Origin of the sequence: Parasphingopyxis sp. (assembly GCF_052168275.1) — a bacterium.
Lineage (GTDB): Bacteria > Pseudomonadota > Alphaproteobacteria > Sphingomonadales > Sphingomonadaceae > Parasphingopyxis.
The window spans coordinates 1-18,482 of sequence record NZ_JBQLZM010000154.1 but is presented as its reverse complement, the minus strand read 5'-3'; the positions used below and the strand labels follow the sequence as shown (position 1 = coordinate 18,482).

General features: G+C 65.4%; 13 protein-coding genes. 7 read left to right on the top strand and 6 right to left on the bottom strand.

Annotated features, from left to right (window positions below; translation table 11 throughout):
- The first annotated feature begins 11 nt into the window (after positions 1-11).
- The gene (gene infC / locus ACTS1X_RS14370) at positions 12-542 is read left to right on the top strand and encodes a translation initiation factor IF-3 (RefSeq protein WP_442615095.1); all 531 of its coding nucleotides are present in this window, start codon (positions 12-14) and stop codon (positions 540-542) included.
- 55 nt (positions 543-597) lie between these two features.
- Positions 598-1,521: a DMT family transporter gene (locus ACTS1X_RS14365; RefSeq protein ID WP_442615094.1), complete on the top strand. Its 924-nt coding sequence runs from the start codon at positions 598-600 to the stop codon at positions 1,519-1,521.
- Positions 1,522-1,537: 16 nt separating this feature from the next.
- Here ACTS1X_RS14365 and ACTS1X_RS14360 read toward each other — a convergent pair whose 3' ends face one another.
- Positions 1,538-1,906, bottom strand: coding sequence for a VOC family protein (locus tag ACTS1X_RS14360; protein WP_442615093.1), 369 nt, complete (start codon positions 1,904-1,906; stop codon positions 1,538-1,540).
- A 208-nt stretch (positions 1,907-2,114) separates the two neighbouring features.
- Here ACTS1X_RS14360 and ACTS1X_RS14355 point away from each other — a divergent pair, with 208 nt between their 5' ends.
- Both ACTS1X_RS14355 and ACTS1X_RS14350 read left to right on the top strand, forming a co-directional pair.
- A complete protein-coding gene (locus ACTS1X_RS14355; RefSeq protein WP_442615092.1) occupies positions 2,115-4,868 on the top strand; it encodes a TonB-dependent receptor in 2,754 nt (917 codons plus the stop codon).
- A gap of 116 nt (positions 4,869-4,984) precedes the next feature.
- Positions 4,985-6,883: a cation:proton antiporter gene (locus ACTS1X_RS14350; RefSeq protein ID WP_442615091.1), complete on the top strand. Its 1,899-nt coding sequence runs from the start codon at positions 4,985-4,987 to the stop codon at positions 6,881-6,883.
- Here ACTS1X_RS14350 and ACTS1X_RS14345 read toward each other — a convergent pair.
- The gene (locus ACTS1X_RS14345) at positions 6,880-9,633 is read right to left on the bottom strand and encodes a [protein-PII] uridylyltransferase (protein WP_442615090.1); all 2,754 of its coding nucleotides are present in this window, start codon (positions 9,631-9,633) and stop codon (positions 6,880-6,882) included. The two genes, ACTS1X_RS14350 and ACTS1X_RS14345, sit on opposite strands and share 4 nt — an antisense overlap.
- 9 nt (positions 9,634-9,642) lie before the next feature.
- Positions 9,643-12,282: a DNA mismatch repair protein MutS gene (mutS, locus tag ACTS1X_RS14340; protein WP_442615089.1), complete on the bottom strand. Its 2,640-nt coding sequence runs from the start codon at positions 12,280-12,282 to the stop codon at positions 9,643-9,645.
- 103 nt (positions 12,283-12,385) lie between these two features.
- On the opposite strand from mutS, the gene ACTS1X_RS14335 reads away from it, so the two are divergent.
- Positions 12,386-14,647, top strand: a complete 2,262-nt coding sequence (locus ACTS1X_RS14335; protein WP_442615088.1) for an NADP-dependent malic enzyme — start codon at positions 12,386-12,388, stop codon at positions 14,645-14,647.
- Positions 14,648-14,685: 38 nt separating this feature from the next.
- Here the strand turns inward: ACTS1X_RS14335 and ACTS1X_RS14330 are convergent, their stop codons facing one another.
- The gene (locus ACTS1X_RS14330) at positions 14,686-15,189 is read right to left on the bottom strand and encodes an outer membrane protein assembly factor BamE (protein WP_442615087.1); all 504 of its coding nucleotides are present in this window, start codon (positions 15,187-15,189) and stop codon (positions 14,686-14,688) included.
- A 118-nt stretch (positions 15,190-15,307) separates the two neighbouring features.
- Between ACTS1X_RS14330 and ACTS1X_RS14325 the strand changes: the two genes are divergently transcribed.
- Together ACTS1X_RS14325 and ACTS1X_RS14320 are read left to right on the top strand one after the other, a co-directional pair.
- Positions 15,308-15,835: a ubiquinol-cytochrome C chaperone family protein gene (locus tag ACTS1X_RS14325; RefSeq protein WP_442615086.1), complete on the top strand. Its 528-nt coding sequence runs from the start codon at positions 15,308-15,310 to the stop codon at positions 15,833-15,835.
- Positions 15,832-16,374 (top strand): YceD family protein, encoded by a 543-nt coding sequence (locus ACTS1X_RS14320; RefSeq protein ID WP_442615085.1) that lies wholly within the window; start codon positions 15,832-15,834, stop codon positions 16,372-16,374. The genes ACTS1X_RS14325 and ACTS1X_RS14320 overlap by 4 nt, the downstream gene beginning before the upstream one ends.
- 16 nt (positions 16,375-16,390) lie before the next feature.
- Here ACTS1X_RS14320 and ssb read toward each other — a convergent pair whose 3' ends face one another.
- Positions 16,391-16,891: a single-stranded DNA-binding protein gene (gene ssb, locus ACTS1X_RS14315; protein WP_442615084.1), complete on the bottom strand. Its 501-nt coding sequence runs from the start codon at positions 16,889-16,891 to the stop codon at positions 16,391-16,393.
- Between the two features lie 125 nt (positions 16,892-17,016).
- Positions 17,017-18,482: ferrous iron transporter B (gene feoB, locus ACTS1X_RS14310; protein ID WP_442615083.1), on the bottom strand; the 1,466-nt coding region annotated here is incomplete at its 5' end.

Genomic DNA, 18,482 nt, shown 5'->3' with positions numbered 1-18,482 from the left:
TACGCCCCCCGATGACCCGCCGCCCCGCGGCACCGCCGATGAACGGCCCGCGCTACAATCAGTTCATTCAGTCGCCAAAGGTCCGCGTGATCGACGAAAATGGCGAGAATCTGGGCGTATTGCTTACCAACGAAGCGATCGAACAGGCCGCCGATGTCGGCCTCGATCTGGTCGAGGTTTCGCCCAATGCGGACCCGCCCGTCGCGAAGTTCCTCGACGTCGGCAAATACAAGTATGAGGCGCAGAAAAAGGCCAATCTCGCGCGCAAATCGCAAAAGACGCAGGACATCAAAGAGATCAAGATGCGCCCGAACATCGACGATCATGACTATGACGTGAAGATGAGGAAGGTGCACCAGTTCATCGACGATGGCGACAAGGTGAAGGTCACCTTGCGGTTCCGCGGTCGCGAGCTTTCGCACCGCGAACTCGGCATGGATCTGCTGCGCCGCGTACAGGAAGACACCAAGGAAACCGCCAAGACCGAAGCCCATCCGAGAATGGAAGGCCGGCAGATGCTGATGGTGCTCGCGCCCAAATAAGGCGCCTCTGACATCGTCGATTGAATCCGCCGTCCGATGCGCGCATGGGGCGGCGATGACGGCTTCGCTTCGTTTCGCCTTCCCGCTTTTCCTGCTCGGCAGCATCGTTCTGTCCGCCGGGCCGCTGTTCGTGCGGCTGGCCGATGTCGGCGCGGTCCAGTCGGCATTCTGGCGGCTCGCGATCGGCGCCCCGATGCTGATCCTGCTGGTGCGCGCCATCGAGGGCCGTGTTCCGCCGCTGCCATCGGGCCGGAGCGCGCTCTGGCTGATATTGGGCGGCCTGTTCTTCGCGGCGGACCTCGCCAGCTGGCATTTCGGCATCGCGCGCACGACCCTCGCCAACTCGACCCTGCTCGCCAACGCGACCGCCTTCCTGTTCCCGATCTGGGGCTATGCCGTCATCCGGCGCTGGCCGACGCGGACGGCCGGACTCGCGCTGCTGCTGGCGGCCGCCGGGATCGTGACGCTGGCCGGGCAATCGGCCTCCGTGTCGCCCGTGAATCTCTCCGGCGACCTGCTCTGCCTGCTCGCGGCGGTCTTCTATACCGGCTATCTGATCGTGATGAACAAGGCGCGCGCCGGGCTGTCCGCATTGTCGGCCCTCAGCTTCGCGACGATCGCCGGTGCGCTGTTTCTGCTGCCGGTCGCGCTCTCGGACGGCGGCGCCTTCTGGCCGCAGGACTGGACGCCGCTGCTCATATTGGCACTGAGCAGCCAGGTCGCCGGCCAGGGCCTCATCATCTACGCGCTGCCCCATCTCCCGCCGCTCGCCAGCGGGATCGGATTGCTCGTCCAGCCGCTCTTCTCCGGACTGCTGGGTTTCCTGTGGTTCGCCGAGATACTGACGGCGGTCGACGCGGTCGGCATGGCGATGATCTTCGCCGCCATCCTGCTCGTCCGCCGGCCGAGCGGCATGACGCCCGCCGTCGAGAAGCGCGTTCCGCCCTCGCTGGGCGGCGCCCAGGCCCCGGACCGCTAGCCTGGCTTCGGCCCGGTCAGCCGTCCGGCAGTTCGGCCGGCGGCTCCCACAGTTCGATGGCATTGCCTTCGGGATCGTGGACGCGGGCGAAACGGCCATAGCTGCCGTCCATGTCCCAATCGTCCTTGCGCTGGACGTCGATCCCCGCCGCTTCGAGCGCCGCGATCATCCCTGCGAGATCGTCGACGCGGAAATTAATCATGAACGCTTTCTCTGCGCTGAAATAATCACTGTCCTGCTTGAACGGCGCGAATACGGTCGGTCCGGCCGCCTGATGCCACCAGCTATCCCCGCCGCCTAGGTTAAAATGCTCTCGATACCATTGGGTTAGCCCATCCGGATCCTTCGCCCGGAAGAACAGTCCGCCCATTCCCGTGACCGCCATCTCGATTTCTCCCCTTCATCCGAACCGGCTCGGCAGGCTCTTCGATACCGCCAAGCGCGGTTAACCGCCAGCATCAGGCGTGTTGCCCAAACGCATCACCGGCGCAGCCTAAGGCCGCGCAACCATCGGATTCGCTGGCGTTCCTCACCGAAAATTATAGAAAGCCTCCAACTATAAAAACAAAATATCCCGAACTGGAGACGAACCCATGCGTAAATCCCTGTTGCTCGCGACCGCCGGCCTTGCCGCGATCGCTTCGCCCGCCGTGGCCCAAGACACGGAAACCCCGACCGACGTCGCCCAGAATGCGGCGACCGACGACAATGTCATCGTCGTCATCGCCCAGGGCCGCGAACAGCGGCTGCAGGACGTTCCGATCGCGGTCAGCGCGGTCAACGCCGAGAGCCTCCAGAATTCGGGCGCCAACGACATCCGCCAGCTCAACCAGCTCGCGCCGTCGCTGCTCGTCTCCTCGACCGGCAACGAAGCGAACGGCTCGGCGCGTATCCGCGGCATCGGCACGGTCGGCGACAATCCGGGCCTGGAAAGCTCGGTCGCGGTCTTCATCGACGGCGTCTACCGCTCGCGCTCCGGCGCCGGCCTCAACGAGCTCGGCCCGGTCGAGCGCGTCGAAGTGCTGCGCGGCCCGCAGGGCACGCTGTTCGGCCGGAATGCGTCGGCGGGCCTGATCAACATCGTGACCCAGGGTCCGTCCTTCGACATGGAAGGCTATGCCGCGGCCACCTACGGCAATTTCGACACGATCCGGCTCGAGGGCGGGCTGAACTTCCCGGTCGGCAGCACGGTCGCCGCGCGTATCGACGGCGTCTATCTGGAGCGCGACGGCTTCTATGACGATGTCGTCAACGGTGGCTCGGTCAACAATCAGGATCGCTATCTCGTTCGCGCCCAGGCGCTGTGGGAAGCGACGCCCGATCTCAGCTTCCGCCTGATCGGCGATTATTCCAACAAGGACGAGGAATGCTGCGCGGCGGTTTTCGTGACTCCCGAAGTCTCTCCGGGCGCGACGATCAACGCGTCCCTGAATCCCTTTGCCGGACCCGGCGGCAACGGCTCGCTGGTCAGCACGCAGAACCCGATCATTCCGATCCTGCTCGCGCTCGGGCAGGATCCGCGCGCCTTCACCGACGATCCCTACGACCGGAACATCTATCCGACCGCAGGCCGCTCCTATGCGGGCGAAACCGAGGACTGGGGCATTTCGCTGCAGGCCGACTGGGATATCGGCGGCGCACAGCTGACCTCGATCACCGCCTATCGCGAATATGACAACAACCAGGCGTCCGACACCGACTATACCGGCGTCGACATCCTGTTCCGCGCACCGGGCGACGATGCGGGTTCGCGGCGGTTCGAAACCTTCAGCCAGGAACTGCGCCTGCAGGGCGAGGCCTTCGACGGCGTGCTCGACTGGCTGGTCGGCGCCTATTACGCCAACGAGGATCTGACGGTTACCGACAACCTGAAGTTCGGCAGCCAGTATGGCGCATTCGCGCCGTGCCGCGTGATCCTTGCGGTCAATCCGGCGCTCGTTTCGCCGGGCGGCCAAGGCTGTCTGAGCCCGACCGGCCGCGCGATCCTCGACGGCACCGCGCCGGGCACGACGCCGGCCTTCGGCGCGGCGACGCCCGCCATTCTGGGCGGTCTCGACATCCTGTCGCAGGTCAACAACGTCGGTTCGAACGGCACGCAATATATGCAGAACAGCGAAAACTTCGCTTTCTTCACGCATAACATCATCCACATCACCGACCGTCTCGATCTGACGATCGGCGCCCGTTACACCAACGAGAACAAGACCCTCGACATCAACTTCAACAATAACAACGCGTTCTGCCCGACTCAGCGCGCGCTCCAGAGCCCGCTTCTGACGACGCCTCTGGCGGGGCTCGCCGGGGCGCTGATTTCGCTGACCTGTCAGGGCAACTCGTCGACCGAACTGAACGCGCTCAATATCACGGACGAGCGGAGCGAGGAGGAATTCACCGGCACGGTGGTCCTCTCCTATCGCCCGCTCGACGACCTCCTGCTCTATGCCAGCTATTCGCGCGGCTATAAGGCGGGCGGTTTCAACTTGGACCGCTCGGCGCTGACCGGCGCGTTCTACAGCCCGGCCGATTTGACCGGGCAGACCAACCTGTCGGTGATCGTCGGACCGGCGGTGCTCAACAACCCGGCCAATCTGCAGTTCGACGAGGAAACGGTCGACGCGTTCGAGATCGGCGCCAAATATACGGGCCGGGACTTCACGATCAGCGCCGCCGCCTTCCGGCAGGAATTCAGCAATTTCCAGCTGAACACCTTCAACGGCACGGTCTTCCTGGTCCAGAATATCAATAGCTGCGGCACCGATCTTGGCGGCGCGGATCGCGATACCGGAGGCCTCACGGGCGCTTGCGCACCCGACGATGTTGAGCCGGGCGTGATCTCGCAGGGCATAGAAGTCGAGGCGACGATCAACCCGACCGACTATCTCGCCTTCAATGCCGGCTTCACCTATGTCGATACGTCCTACGAGAACAATCTGATCGGCCAGGACGACGGCACGCCGCTCGACCCGGCCCTGCGCCTGCTGCCCGGCGATCAGCTTTCCAACGCACCGGACCTTGTCGTGACCGGCGCGATGAGCTGGACGCCGCCGATCGGCAATAGCGGCCTGAGCGGTCTCTTCTATCTGAACACGCGCATGACGAGCGGTTACAACACCGGCTCCGACCTGCTGTTCGGCAAGGAGCAGGAATCGTTCATCGTCGTGAACGGCCGCGTGGGCATCCGCGGGCCGGACAATCGCTGGTCGCTCGAAGTCTGGGCGCAGAACCTGTTCGACGAGGACTATACCCAGGTCGCGTTCAACACGCCGTTCATCGCACCGCAGCAGACCTATTCGGCATTCCTCGCCGAGCCGCGCACCTATGGCGTAACGGTCCGCACGCGCTTCTAGCCGCGCCGTCAGCCGGATCTTCAAGAGAGCCCGCGCCCGTCGAACGGGCGCGGGCTCTTTTCGCGGCGCTTTAACAATCTGTTGATGAAAGGCGGTTTCCCCGGCATGGACAGGTAATGGCGCTCGACTCCCTTATGGTGAAGATCGCGGTGATTGGCGTTGCCGGGGTCGGCGCGCAATGGATCGCCTGGCGGACGGGGCGCCCGGCTATCGCGCTGATGCTGATCGTGGGAATCCTGGTCGGACCGGTCAGCGCACTCATTCCGCACGAATTCTTCCGCGGCGGCCTCATAAATCCCGAAAGAGATTTCGGGGCTCTGATGGAGCCCATCATCAAGCTCGCGGTGGCGGTGATCCTGTTCGAGGGGGGGCTCAGCCTCAATTTCCGGGAGTTGCGCCAGGCCGGCTGGGCGGTGATGCGCGTGGTGGTGATCGGCGTTCCGCTCGGCTGGTTCCTCGGAACCCTCGCCGCGCATTACGGCGCCGGGCTGAGCTGGGAGGTGTCGGCGCTGTTCGGCGGCATCCTGGTCGTCACCGGGCCGACGGTGATCGGCCCGATGCTGCGCACCTTGCGCGTCGGCCCGCGCGTCTCGAACATCCTGAAATGGGAAGGGATCGTCAACGATCCGATCGGGGCGCTGCTGGCCGTCTTCATCTTCGCCTATATCACCTATGGCGGCACGGGTACCAACATCGCGGCGATCAGCTTCGACGTCCTCGGTTCGACCTTCATCGCCGCACTGCTCGGCGCGGCGCTCGGCTGGGGCGTGACCTGGTTCTTCCCACGCGGCTATGTCCCCGAATATCTGAAAGCGCCGACGCTGCTGATCCTGGTGATCGGGGGGTTCGTCCTCGCCGATATCATCCAGCACGAGACCGGGCTGGTCACGGTCACGGTCATGGGCGTCGTGATGGCGAACCGGCCGATGTTTTCCAGCCACGCGCTGCGCCGGTTCAAGGAGGATCTGGCCGTTCTCCTGATTTCCGGCGTGTTCATCCTGCTCTCGGCGACGCTCGACTGGGAAGTCATCACCAGCTTCCAGACGACCTCGCCCGATCCGGTCGAAGGCGTATTGCGCTTTACCGGATTTCTGATCCTGCTGCTGTTCGTCGTCCGGCCGCTGACCATCCTGGTCTCGCTGCTCTTTTCGAGTGTGCCATGGAACGAGCGCCTGTTCATCGCCTGGATCGCGCCGCGCGGCATCGTTGCCGTGGCGATCACCGGCCTCTTCGCGATCCGGCTCATCGATTACGGCATCGAAGATGCCGAAGCGCTGATCCCGCTCTCCTTCGGCGTCGTCATCGCCACGATCTTCGCCCACGGCTTTTCCGCGAAATGGTGGGCCAGGCGGCTCGATCTCGACCAGGGAGATGCGAACGGCGTGCTGCTCGTCGGCGCCAATCGCTGGACCGTCGATTTCGGCGAACTGCTCAAGAAGATGGAGATACCGGTCACGATCGCGGACCCCTCGCAATATGCGCTGCGGGCGGCCAAACGCCGCGGACTCGACGTCTATCGCGGCGATATCCTCGACGAGGTTACCCAGGAGCATCTCGATCTCGGCCAGTTTCAGGAGCTGATCGCGGCGACCGACAACGATGCCTACAACGCCCTGATCTGCGACGATCTGGGGCCGGAGATGGGGTATGATTCGGTCAGCCAGATCGGGACGGACCGGGATCGGGAGGCCTATCACGCCCGCGGGCGCGTCCTGATGCGTTCGGCGCCAACGATCGACGATCTGCTCAAATGCGAGGACGCCGACTGGGTCTTCACCCGCACCAAGATCACCGACAAGTTCGGGATAGAGGATCTCAAGCAGAACCTGGATACCGAGGCGCTGCTCATCTGCGTCCTCAAGCCCGACCGGCGCCTGCTCTTCTATTCGACCGACGCGCGGCCGGTCGTCGAGCCCGGCGACATCGTCGTCAGCTATGCCCCGCCCGAGGCGCCCGAGGAACAGCTCGAAAAACGCGAACGCCCGAACCGGCCGCCCGAACCGCAACCGGCCTAGGCCGCTTCCTTCTCATTCTCGCGCGGCGGAGCCGCGGCCTTGAGCAGGCGCTTCTGCAGAGCCTTGAGCCGCCCCGGATTCAGGATTTTCTCGCCGAACAGGTCGGTCAGATAGAATGTGTCGACGGCCCGCTCGCCATAGGTGGCGATATGCGCCGAGCGGATCGTCGCCTTGGACTGGAACAGCGCATGGGTGAGGCTGTTGAGCAAGGCCGGCCGGTCGAGCGCATTCACTTCGATCACGGTGTAGCGGTTCGATGCCTTGTTATCGATCAACACCAGCGGTTCGATATGGAAGGCTTCCGCCCGCGCCCGCGGCAGCGGCCGCGCCTCGAGGCGCTCCTTCAGCTTGTGCTTGTTGGCGAGCGCGTCGCGGATTGCGGTTTCGAGCCGCTGAAGCTGGCCCGGATCGGCGAACGTCCCGCCGAACGGATCCTGAACCAGGATATTGTCGAGCGCCATGCCGTCCCGCGTGGTATAGATGCGCGCGTCGATGACATTCGCGCCGGCCATGTCGACGGCGCCGGCGAGCCGGTAGAACAGTCCGGGATGGTCGGCGGTATAGACGGTCACCATCGTCGCGCCGCGCTCGGGGTCCGGTTCCGCGACTATCGAGAGTTTTTCGCCCCGCGCCTCCGCCTCGGCCATCTGCCGGGCATTGGCCGCGGCGGTTTCCTCATTCTCGGCGATCCAATAGGCGCGGGGCATCCGCTTGAAGAGCCGCTTCGTATCCGCGTCCGACCAGCCCAGCGCCTGAGCCAGCGCCTGCTGCGCGGCGTCGATTCGCGAATCCCGGCCCTGATGCTTGTGGCCCAGCCGGAGGGTTTCCTCCGCCGCCCCGAACAGATCGGTCAGCAGCTGGCGTTTCCAGTCGTTCCAGACGCCCGGCCCGACGGCGCGGATATCGACGACGGTCAGCACGAGCAGCAGTTTCAATCGTTCGGGACTCTTCACCGCGAGCACGAAATCCTCGATCGTCTTGGGGTCGGAAAGGTCCCGCTTGAAAGCCGTCGCCGACATCAGCAGATGCCAGCGCACAAGCCACGCCACAGTCTGGGTTTCGCCGGCGTCCAGGCCGAGGCGCGGGCACAGTTCGTCCGCCACTTCGGCGCCGAGGAGCGAATGGTCGCCGCCCCGTCCCTTCGCGATGTCGTGCAGCAGAACGGCGACGTAAAGCACCCGCCGCGACACGAGCGTCCGCATGACATGGTGGGACAGGGGATGGTCTTCCTTGAGCAGCCCGCTTTCGATCTTGGAGAGGAGACCGATCGCCCGGATCGTATGCTCGTCGACCGTATAATGGTGATACATGTCGAACTGCATCTGCGCGACGACGCGGCCGAAATCGGGAACGAAGCGACCGAAAATTCCCGCCTCGTTCATCCAGCGCAATACCGTTTCGGGGTCGCGCGGGCTCGTCAGCACGTCGAGGAACAGCGCGTTGGCGCGGCGATCGTCCCGGATCGTCGCGACCATCTTCTCGTCGCGGCCAGCTTGGCGTATCGCCACCGGATGGATCTCGAGCCCGTGCTTGTCGGCGAGCGCGAACATTTCGATCAGCCGGACCGGATCTTCCACGAAAAAACCGTCTTCGGGAATCGAAAGCCGTCCCCGGTCCAGCGTGAAGCCGTTGAGCTTGCGCGGCTTGCGGCGCAGCGTCGGCATCACGAACCGCCGCCCGCGCGGTCCATATTGCTCGTCCAGGTGCGCGAGAAAAACGCCGGTCAGGTTTCCCACCTGTTTCGCGACCAGGAAATAATGGTGCATGAACCGTTCGACCGCCGATTTCCCCGTGCGCTCCGCATAGTGCATCCGCTTGGCGATCTCGGGCTGGACGTCGAAGGTCAGCCGCTCTTCCGGCCGACCCGAAAGCAGATGGAGGTGACAGCGCACTGCGAGCAGGAAGTCGCGCGCCCTGCGAAACTGCTTGAGTTCCTCCGCGGTGAGCAGGCCGTGTTCGACCAGTTCCCCCAGATCGCGGACCTTGTGCACATAGCGGCCGATCCAGAACAATGTATGGAGATCGCGCAAGCCGCCCTTGCCATCCTTCACATTGGGTTCGACGACGTAGCGGCTGTCGCCCATCCGCTCGTGCCGCGCATCGCGTTCTTCGAGTTTTCCGGCGGTGAAGGCCTGCGCCGTGCCCTCGACGACCTCGGTATAGAAGCGCCGCGTCGCCTCGTCATACAGGCGTTCGTCGCCCCACAGATATCGCGCTTCGAGCAGCGCCGTGCGGATCGTCAGATCGCTCTTCGCCATGCGCACCATATCGTCGAGCGAGCGGCTCGAATGACCGACCTTCAGCCCCAGATCCCACAGCGTATAGAGGATCGATTCGATCACCTGTTCGCACCAGGGCGACTGCTTGTAGGGGGTCAGGAATCCGATATCGAGATCGGAAAAGGGCGCCAGCTCGCTGCGGCCGTAGCCGCCGACGGCGATCAGGGTCAGCCGTTCGGCATCCGAGGGGTTGCTGTTCGAATGAAGGCGCTGGACGGTGAAATCGTAAATCAGCCGGAGCAGCTGGTCGTAGAGAAAGGCATAGCTGTGCGCGATGACCGACCCGCGCGAGGGCTTGTCGGCAAGCCGCGCCGCGATTTCCCCGCGTCCCGAATCCATGGCGTCGCGCAACGCACCGACGGCCGCGGCGCGCAGTTCCGCCGTCCCTTCCGCTTCGAGTCCGTGCAGCGTCGCGGCGACTTCGCGCCGGTCGATAATCGCGCGCCGATTGGGGATGGGAGTGCTGGGCATCGGCGCAATCTAGGCGGCGTCGCCCTCGTCCGCCAGCCGTTTGAGGCGGTAGACGAGGTCCAGCGCCTCGCGCGGGCTGAGATCGTCGGCATGGATCGCCTCGAGCGCCTCGCGCAGGGGATCGGCGCGATCCTCTTCCTGAGCGACATCGGCGGAAAATAACGGCAGATCGTCAAGCCCGGCCGCCAATCCGCCGGTCGAGGCGCGCCCGGCTTCGAGCTTGGCGAGCACCGATTTGGCGCGCGCCACGGTCTCGCTGGGCAGCCCCGCCAGCTTGGCGACGGCGAGGCCGTAACTGCGATCGGCCGGCCCCTCGGCCAGCTCGTGGAGCAGCACCAGATCGCCCTTCCATTCGCGGGCGCGGACATGGTGGAGCGACAGCGCGTCGAGCCGTTCGGCGAGCCGGGTCAGCTCGTGATAATGGGTGGCGAACAGGCACCGGCACCGGTTCACGTCATGGACCGCCTCGACCACCGCCCAGGCGATGGCGAGTCCGTCATAGGTCGACGTCCCGCGCCCGACCTCGTCGAGAATGACGAGGCTGTTCTCCGTCGCCTGCGCGAGGATCGCCGCGGTCTCGACCATTTCGACCATGAAGGTCGAGCGACCGCGCGCCAGATTGTCCGACGCGCCGACCCGCGAAAACAGCTTGTCGACGATCCCGAGCTCGGCCGCGGCGGCGGGGACGTAGCTGCCCGCTTGGGCGAGCACCGCGATCAGGGCATTCTGGCGCAGAAAGGTCGATTTGCCGCCCATATTGGGGCCGGTCACGATCCAGAGCCGTTCCTCCGGGGAAAGCCTGCAATCGTTCGCGACGAACCGTTCGCCCTGCTGCTCGACCGCGCGCTCGACGACCGGGTGGCGGCCGCCCTCGACCTGAAAACAGGGATGGCCCGCGAGCCGGGGCCGGGTCCAGCCGCACAGCGCCGCCTGTTCGGCGAGTGCGGCGGCGACGTCGAGCCGCGCCAGCGCATCGGCGGTCGCGGCGAGGCGATCCTTGTCGGCGAGGGCCGTCTCGATCAGCTCCTCGAGATGCGCGGCCTCGGCGGCGAGCGCATGCGCGCCCGCCTGCATGACGCGCTGCGCCTCGTCATGGAGATCGGGCGCATTGAAACGCACCACCCCGGCCAGCGTCTGGCGATGGGTGAAACCGGAGTCCGCACTCATCAGCGCATCGGCATGCCGCGAAGGCACTTCGATATGATAACCGAGCACATTGTTGTGCTTGATCTTGAGGCTGGAAATTCCCGTCGTCTCGCGATAGCGCGCCTCCAGCCCGGCGATCGCCTTGCGACCCGCGCCCGCCGTTTCGCGGAGATCGTCCAGCGCGGCATCATAGCCTTCGGCGATATAGCCGCCCTTGGCGATATCGATCGGCGGCGATGGGACAAGCGCGCGGGAGAGATGGTCGGTCAGTGCGCCATGCCCGGTCAGCGCCGGCAGCAATTCGGTCAGGAGCGCCGGTGGCGCCTCGATCCTGGACAGGCTGGTATGAAGATCGCGCGCGGCTCCGAGTCCGTCCCGCAACAATCCCAGATCGCGCGGCGTGCCGCGCCCGGCAACGAGGCGCCCCAGCGCCCGGCCGATATCGGGCAGCGCTTTCAGGGCGGCGCGGAGATCGTCGCGCCGGGCGGCGTCGGCTTCGAACAGCTGGACGAGATCGAGCCGCGCCTCGATGGCCGCCGTCGATGTGAGCGGCGCGGAAAGATCGGCGGCCAGCAACCGGGCGCCGGCGCCGGTAACGCTTTGATCGATACAGCCGAGCAGGCTGCCTTTGCGGCCGCCGCCCGCCGCCTGGGTCAGTTCCAGGCTCTCTCGCGTCGCGGCGTCGATCAGCATGTGATCGCCGGTCCGGTGGCGGCGCGGCGGCTGCAGGAAGGGCAGGTCGCCCTGGCCGGCGGTTTCGAGATAGGCGAGCAACCCGCCCGCCGCCGCCAGCTCGGCCCGGTCGAATTCGCCGAAACCATCGAGCGTCGCCACGCCGAACAGGCTTTTCAGCAGCTTCTCGGCACCAATGCTGCTGAAATCCGTTTTCGGGCAGATCTGGGCATCGTCCGGCGCGTTCGCGAAGCCCTCCGGCACGATCAGTTCGGCGGCGGACAGCCGGGCCAGCTCGGCGTCGAGCATAGCGGGTTCGGCCATGGCCAGGGTAAAGCGCCCGGTCGAGATATCCGCCGCGGCGATCCCCAGCGCCCCACCGGTTTCGGCGACGGCGACCAGCCAGTTCTCCGATTTCGCGTCGAGCAGCGTTTCCTCGGTCAGGGTACCCGCCGTGACGACGCGGATGATCGCGCGGCCGACCAGCGCCTTCGATCCCGCGCGCTTCTTGGCCTGCTCGGGCGTTTCCGTCTGGTCGGCGATCGCGACGCGATGACCGGCCTTGATCAGCCGGGCCAGATAGGCCTCATGGCTGTGCGCGGGCACGCCGCACATCGGAATGGGTTCGCCGTCATGCTCGCCGCGCGCCGTCAGCGCGATATCGAGGGTCGCGGCGGCCTGTCTGGCATCGTCAAAGAACAGTTCGAAAAAGTCGCCCATGCGATAGAAGAGCAGGCAATCGGGCACGCTCTCCTTGAGCGCCAGATATTGCGCCATCATCGGCGTCGGGCCGGCCTTGGCGGCGCGCTTCTTTTTCACCTGTGTCGCCATGTCGAATCCCGGGATAGCGACTTGCCGCCGCCGCCGCCATGCCCCAAAAGGCGATTGGGTACGAGGGCCCGGTTATCCACGAAATCATCCACAGGAGAAGATGATGAGCGATCACAGCAATGTCGAGTTTTCGGAGCGCGAGGCGCTCCTCTTTCACTCGCATGAGCGGCCGGGCAAGATCGAGATCGTCGCCACCAAGCCGATGGCGACCCAGCGCGACCTGAGCCTCGCCTACTCGCCGGGCGTCGCGGTGCCGGTCAAGGCGATCGCGGAGGATCCTGCCGCCGCCTACGACTATACCGCCAAGGGCAATCTCGTCGCCGTCATCTCCAACGGCACCGCGATCCTCGGGCTCGGCAATCTCGGCGCGCTCGCGTCGAAGCCGGTGATGGAGGGCAAGGCGGTGTTGTTCAAGCGCTTTGCCGACGTCGACTCTATCGATATTGAGCTCGATACCGAGGATGTCGACAAGTTCATCAGCGCGGTCGAGATCATGGAGCCGAGTTTCGGCGGCATCAATCTGGAAGATATCGGCGCGCCGGCCTGTTTCATCATCGAGCAGACGCTGCGCGAGCGGATGAATATTCCGGTCTTCCACGACGACCAGCACGGCACCGCGATCATCGCCGCGGCCGGCGTAATCAATGCGCTGCACCTGACCGGGCGCGACATCACGGACGTCGATATGGTCGTCTCCGGCGCGGGCGCGGCGGCGATCGCGTGTACCGAGCTGATCAAGGCGATGGGCGCGCCCAGCGACCGGGTGCTGATGTGCGATTCCAAGGGCGTCATCTATCAGGGGCGCGAAGAGGCGATGGACCAGTGGAAGTCCGCCCATGCCGCGCCGACGGACAAGCGCACCTTGCGCGAAGCGATGGAAGGGGCCGACATATTCCTCGGTCTCTCGGTGGCCGGCGTCGTCGATCAGGACATGGTCAGATCGATGGGCGAGAAGCCGATCATCTTCGCCATGGCCAATCCCGATCCGGAGATCCGGCCCGAAGACGCGAAGGCCGTGCGGCCCGACGCAATCATCGCCACCGGCCGGTCGGACTATCCCAATCAGGTCAACAATGTGCTCGGCTTTCCCTTCATCTTCCGCGGCGCGCTCGATGTGCGGGCGACGACGATCAACGAGGAGATGAAGATCGCGGCGGCAAAATCGCTGGCCGCGCTGGCGCGGCAACAGGTGCCGGAGGAAGTCGCGGCAGCCTATGGCACGTCGCACAGTTTCGGGCCGGACTACATCATCCCGGCGCCGTTCGACCCGCGCCTGATGGAAATCGTTCCGGCCGCGGTCGCCCAGGCCGCGATGGACTCGGGTGTCGCGCGCCAGCCGATCCTCGACATGGAGAATTACCGGCACACGCTGAAATCGCGATTGAACCCGACCAACTCGGTGCTGACCCTCGCCTACGAACAGGCCCGGGCCCAGCCGCGCCGCGTGCTGTTCGCCGAAGGCGAGGAAGAGGTCGTCCTGCGCGCCGCGATCCAGTTCCGCGACGGCGGTTATGGCATACCGGTGCTGGTCGGGCGCGACGACGTGCCCGAACGGCTTCGGGCGCTCGGCGTCGACGAGCCGGACAGCTTCGAATATCACAACAGCCGCAATTCGCCGATGGTCACGCAAATGGTCGACTTTCTCTACGACCGGCTGCAACGGCGCGGCTTTCTGCGCCGCGATTGCGAGCGGATGGTCAATAACGACCGCAACATATTCGGCGCCCTCCTGCTCGCGCTCGGCGAGGCCGATGTGATGATCACCGGCGTCACCCGTCAGTTCAGCCAGTCGCTGAGCCAGGTGATGAAAGTGATCGATCCGATCGAGGGGCGCCGCCCGTTCGGCATCCATATGCTGGTCGGCCGGAACCATAACGTCTTCATGGCCGACACGACGATCAACGAGCGCCCCTCGCCGGAACTGCTCGCCGATATCGCCGAGCAGACGGCCGCCGTGGCGCGGCGCATGGGGCATGAACCGCGCGTAGCCTTTCTTTCCTATTCGACCTTCGGCAATCCGCCCGGCAATTGGCTCGAAAATATCCGCGAGGCGGTCGCCCTGCTCGACGAACGCGGGGTGAGTTTCGAATATGAAGGCGAAATGGCGCCTGACGTCGCGCTCAATCCGCAGCTGATGAAAAGCTATCCGTTCAGCCGCCTGTCGGAGCCGGCGAACGTGCTCGTGATGCCGGGCCTGCAATCGGCGAACCTGTCGGCGAAACTGCTGCGGGAGCTGGGAGGCGATTCGGTGGTCGGGCCGATGCTGGTCGGCATGGCGCGTCCGGTGCAAATCGCCACCATGTCGGCGACCGCCAGCGAACTGGTGACGCTGGCGGTGCTCGCGGCCGGCGGAATCGCGCGCTAGTCTTTCGGAACCGGCCCGGTTGGGCCGGCGTCCGCCCGCTATCCGCCCGGATTGTCGGCGGTGCTGCCGCCCTGCCCGACGCTGCCGACGCGGCCGATATTGCCGAACAGTTCGTCGAAGAAGCCGCGATTGCGGCCGAGGGTCGGCGTCTCGTCGCCCGAGGGGTTGATCGAGGCGACCTGCTCCATCCCGATGCGATCGACGGTTGCGACATTGCCGTCGCCGGCAAATCGGACGGCCAGAACGGTCTGGTCGACCGGGCTCGGGCGGGCGAATGCCAGCTGGCGCGTGTCGCGCGAGACATAATACCAGGTCGGCGTTTCGCCGGCCGTCGTGAACTGGCTGGTGAAGGTCGGACGCCCCAAGGTCGCCTGGACCGACGCGCGGTTGTCCACGCCCGGCTGGATGGATTCGATCAGGATCGGTTCGGCGAGATACCCCTGATGCGTGCGAATCCGCGCGCACCCGCTCGTGAAGAGGCTCGTCGCGAGCAGCGCCGCGGTAGCTGCGACCAGCGGCATATGCCGCATTTTCCGGGCCATTCCAGTCTCCTTACGCGCAACGCCCGTACAGCCGGCATTGCAACTTGATCGATCGCGCTCAATATGCGGAAGGCGACCCGGATAGCAAGGCCGCATCGAAGGAGCGATACCCGACGCCATGTCCCTCTTTGACCGGCTCTTCAACCGCAACCGTCCGCGCGAGGCGATGATCCCGCTCTATCGCGGCATCGTAGAGCGTGGCCGCGATCCCCGATGGTATGCGCAAGGCGGCGTACCGGACACCAAGGACGGCCGGTTCGACATGATCGCGGCGGTCATCGCCCTCGTCCTGTTGCGGCTCGAAAGGGACGGCGAGACCTATGCGAGCCAGAGCGCATTGCTCGCCGAACTGTTCATCGAGGACATGGACGGCCAGCTGCGCGAGCTCGGGATCGGCGATATCGTCGTCGGCAAGCATATCGGCAAGATGATGGGCGCGCTGGGCGGGCGACTGGCCGCCTATCGCGCGGGCTTTTCGGCGGACGGCGATACGCGCGAAGCGCTGGCCCGAAACCTCTATCGCGGCGAACCGCCGAGCGACGGGGAACTGGCCTACACCGCCAGCCGCTTGGAGAGCTTCGGTACCGCCCTCGCCGCCGAACCGGCCGAGACGATCATCGCGGGCAGACTGCCAGACCTCTCATGAGCGCTGATTCCGAATTTTCGAGACGGATCGCGATCGACACGATCGGCGCCGGGGCCGCCGCGCACCAAATCGCGGCCGATGCCGACGAGCGGGAGGCGCTGGCCGAGCGATTCGATCTCCAGGCGCTGCAGACGCTCTCGGCGGATGCCGAGATTCACCGCAAGGGATCCGACATTTTTGCCCGAGGGCGGGTGTTCGCCGACGTCATGCAAAGGTGCGTCGTCACCGGCGAGCCGGTAGCTAGCCGGATCGAGGCAGATTTCGACCTGCGTTTCGTGCCGGAAGACGGATTTGTCGGCGAGGAGGAAATCGAACTCAGCGCCGACGAGTGCGAGACCATGATCTACACGAACGGCGCCATCGATCTCGGCGAGGCGGCGGCGCAGACCATGGCGCTGGCCCTCGATCCGTTTCCGCGCAGCGCGAATGCCGAAGCTGCGTTGCGAGAAGCGGGCGTGATCAGCGAGGAAGAGGCGGGACCGTTCGGCGCGCTCAAGGGCCTTCGCGATCAGCTGGCGGGGGGAAAAAGAGGCGACTAGGCTCCCCGCCTAGCCCCTAAAAGGGAACGTCGTCGTCGAGATCGTCGTCGAACGCGCCACCGGCCGGCTTGGAACCCGAAGACTGGCCGCCGCCATAGCCACCGTCATTGTCGGCCGGTCCGTCGTTCCAGCCGCCGGATCCGCCCCCGCCTCCACCGCCGCCATCGCGACCGTCGAGCATGGTCATGCTGCCGTTGAAACCGTCGATCACGACTTCGGTCGAATAGCGGTCATTGCCGGATTGATCCTGCCATTTGCGCGTGCGCAGCTGGCCTTCGATATAGACCTTGCTGCCCTTGCGCAGATAGCGTTCGGCGACATTGGCGAGGCCTTCGGAAAAGATCGCCACGCTGTGCCATTCGGTGCGCTCGCGGCGCTCGCCGGTCTGCTTGTCCTTCCAGCTCTCCGACGTCGCGATCCTCAGATTGCAGACCTTGCCGCCATTGCTGAAAGTCCGCGTCTCCGGGTCGCGCCCCAGATTGCCGATCAGGATTACCTTGTTGACGCTGCCCGCCATGTCTCGTCTCCCAGAATTCCGTATCGCCGAATCTCCGCGGCGCCTCTTCGCCCCGGCTTAGAAAACGGGCCGGGTTTCGACAAGCGCGGGCCGAATGCGATGTGGGTAGTATTCGCCGAAACGCGTCAGAGGCCGAGCGCGACCGCCGTCCAGTATGTGGCGCCCGCCGCGAGATAGGCGAGCGCGAAAAGATAGAGAAGCATGAAACCCGGCCATCGCCAACTATTGGTTTCCCGGCGCGTCACGGCGATAGTCGAGAGGCATTGCGGCGCGAAGACGAACCAGGCGAGAAAGGCGAGCGCGGTCGGCAGCGTCCAGCGGCTCTGCAGCTGCTGGGTCAGCGACTGTTCGGCCTGCGCCTCGTCGCTCTCGTCGATCGAATAGGTGGTCGCCAGCGCCGACACCGCGACCTCGCGCGCCGCCATCGCGGGAATCAACGCGAGCGAGATTTCCTGGTTGAACCCGATCGGCGCCATCACCACGTGCAGGCCGTCGGCGACGCGCCCGGCGATCGAATATTCGGTCTGGCTCAGCGGGCTGTCTTCGGGCGCCTGCGGAAAGGACAGCAGGGCCCAGAGCGCGATCGTCGTGACGAAGATGATCGTGCCGGCGCGCTTCAGGAAGATCCAGGCGCGCTGCCACAGGCCGAGTACCAGATCGCGCAGCATCGGCAGCTGATATTTGGGCATTTCCATGATGAAGCTCGCCGAGCCGCCTTTGGCCACGGTGCGGCGCAATACGAAGGCGGCCCCCATCGCGCCCACGATACCCGCGATATAGAGCGCGAACAGCACGACGCCCTGCAACCCGATTCCCGGGCCGATACTGTCGTTCGGGATGAAGGCGGCGATGATGATCGCATAGACGGGCAGCCGGGCCGAGCAGGTCATCAGCGGCGCGATGAGGATCGTGGTCAGCCGGTCCTTCGGATCCGCGATCGTCCGGGTCGCCATGATCCCGGGGATCGCGCAGGCGAAGGAGGAGAGCAGCGGAATGAAGGATGCGCCCGAAAGTCCGAACCGCGCCATGAGCCGGTCCATGAGGAAGGCCGCGCGGGTCATGTAGCCCGATGCCTCGAGCAGCAGGATGAAGAAGAAGAGGATCAGGATCTGGGGCAGGAAGACCAGGACCGATCCGACGCCGTTGATCACGCCGTCGACGACAAAGGACTTGAAATATCCGTCGGCGAGCAAACCGTCGGCGCCGCTCGTCAGCCAGCCCTGTCCGGCTTCGATCCATCCCATCGGCGCTTCCGACCAGGCGAACACCGCCTGGAACATGACGAACAGCAGCCCGGCGAGGAGCAGCGGCCCGAAAAAAGGGTGCAGCGCGACCGCGTCGATCCGTTGATTGAGCTTCCGGGAGGGCGTTTCGCTGATGATCGCCCGCCGCGCGATCGCGCGCGCGCGCTTGGCATCGAGCATGACGTCGAATGCATCGCCGTCGCCGCGGCCGGGCTGGATTTCGCGAAGATTGGCGCCGGTCACTCGGCCGCCGATCGCGTCCTTGAGCTCCGCTATGCCGCGCCGCCGGACGGCGACGGTCGGCACGACCGGCACGCCCAGTTCCCGCGCCAGCGCATCGGGATCGA

What these genes read in the sequence shown, in the direction of transcription:
- infC (WP_442615095.1), top strand. Translation starts at nt 12, where the DNA reads ATGACCCGCCGCCCCGCGGCACCGCCGATGAACGGCCCGCGCTACAAT.
- ACTS1X_RS14365 (WP_442615094.1), top strand. Translation starts at nt 598, where the DNA reads ATGACGGCTTCGCTTCGTTTCGCCTTCCCGCTTTTCCTGCTCGGCAGC.
- ACTS1X_RS14360 (WP_442615093.1), bottom strand. Translation starts at nt 1,906, where the DNA reads ATGGCGGTCACGGGAATGGGCGGACTGTTCTTCCGGGCGAAGGATCCG.
- ACTS1X_RS14355 (WP_442615092.1), top strand. Translation starts at nt 2,115, where the DNA reads ATGCGTAAATCCCTGTTGCTCGCGACCGCCGGCCTTGCCGCGATCGCT.
- ACTS1X_RS14350 (WP_442615091.1), top strand. Translation starts at nt 4,985, where the DNA reads ATGGCGCTCGACTCCCTTATGGTGAAGATCGCGGTGATTGGCGTTGCC.
- ACTS1X_RS14345 (WP_442615090.1), bottom strand. Translation starts at nt 9,633, where the DNA reads ATGCCCAGCACTCCCATCCCCAATCGGCGCGCGATTATCGACCGGCGC.
- mutS (WP_442615089.1), bottom strand. Translation starts at nt 12,282, where the DNA reads ATGGCGACACAGGTGAAAAAGAAGCGCGCCGCCAAGGCCGGCCCGACG.
- ACTS1X_RS14335 (WP_442615088.1), top strand. Translation starts at nt 12,386, where the DNA reads ATGAGCGATCACAGCAATGTCGAGTTTTCGGAGCGCGAGGCGCTCCTC.
- ACTS1X_RS14330 (WP_442615087.1), bottom strand. Translation starts at nt 15,189, where the DNA reads ATGGCCCGGAAAATGCGGCATATGCCGCTGGTCGCAGCTACCGCGGCG.
- ACTS1X_RS14325 (WP_442615086.1), top strand. Translation starts at nt 15,308, where the DNA reads ATGTCCCTCTTTGACCGGCTCTTCAACCGCAACCGTCCGCGCGAGGCG.
- ACTS1X_RS14320 (WP_442615085.1), top strand. Translation starts at nt 15,832, where the DNA reads ATGAGCGCTGATTCCGAATTTTCGAGACGGATCGCGATCGACACGATC.
- ssb (WP_442615084.1), bottom strand. Translation starts at nt 16,891, where the DNA reads ATGGCGGGCAGCGTCAACAAGGTAATCCTGATCGGCAATCTGGGGCGC.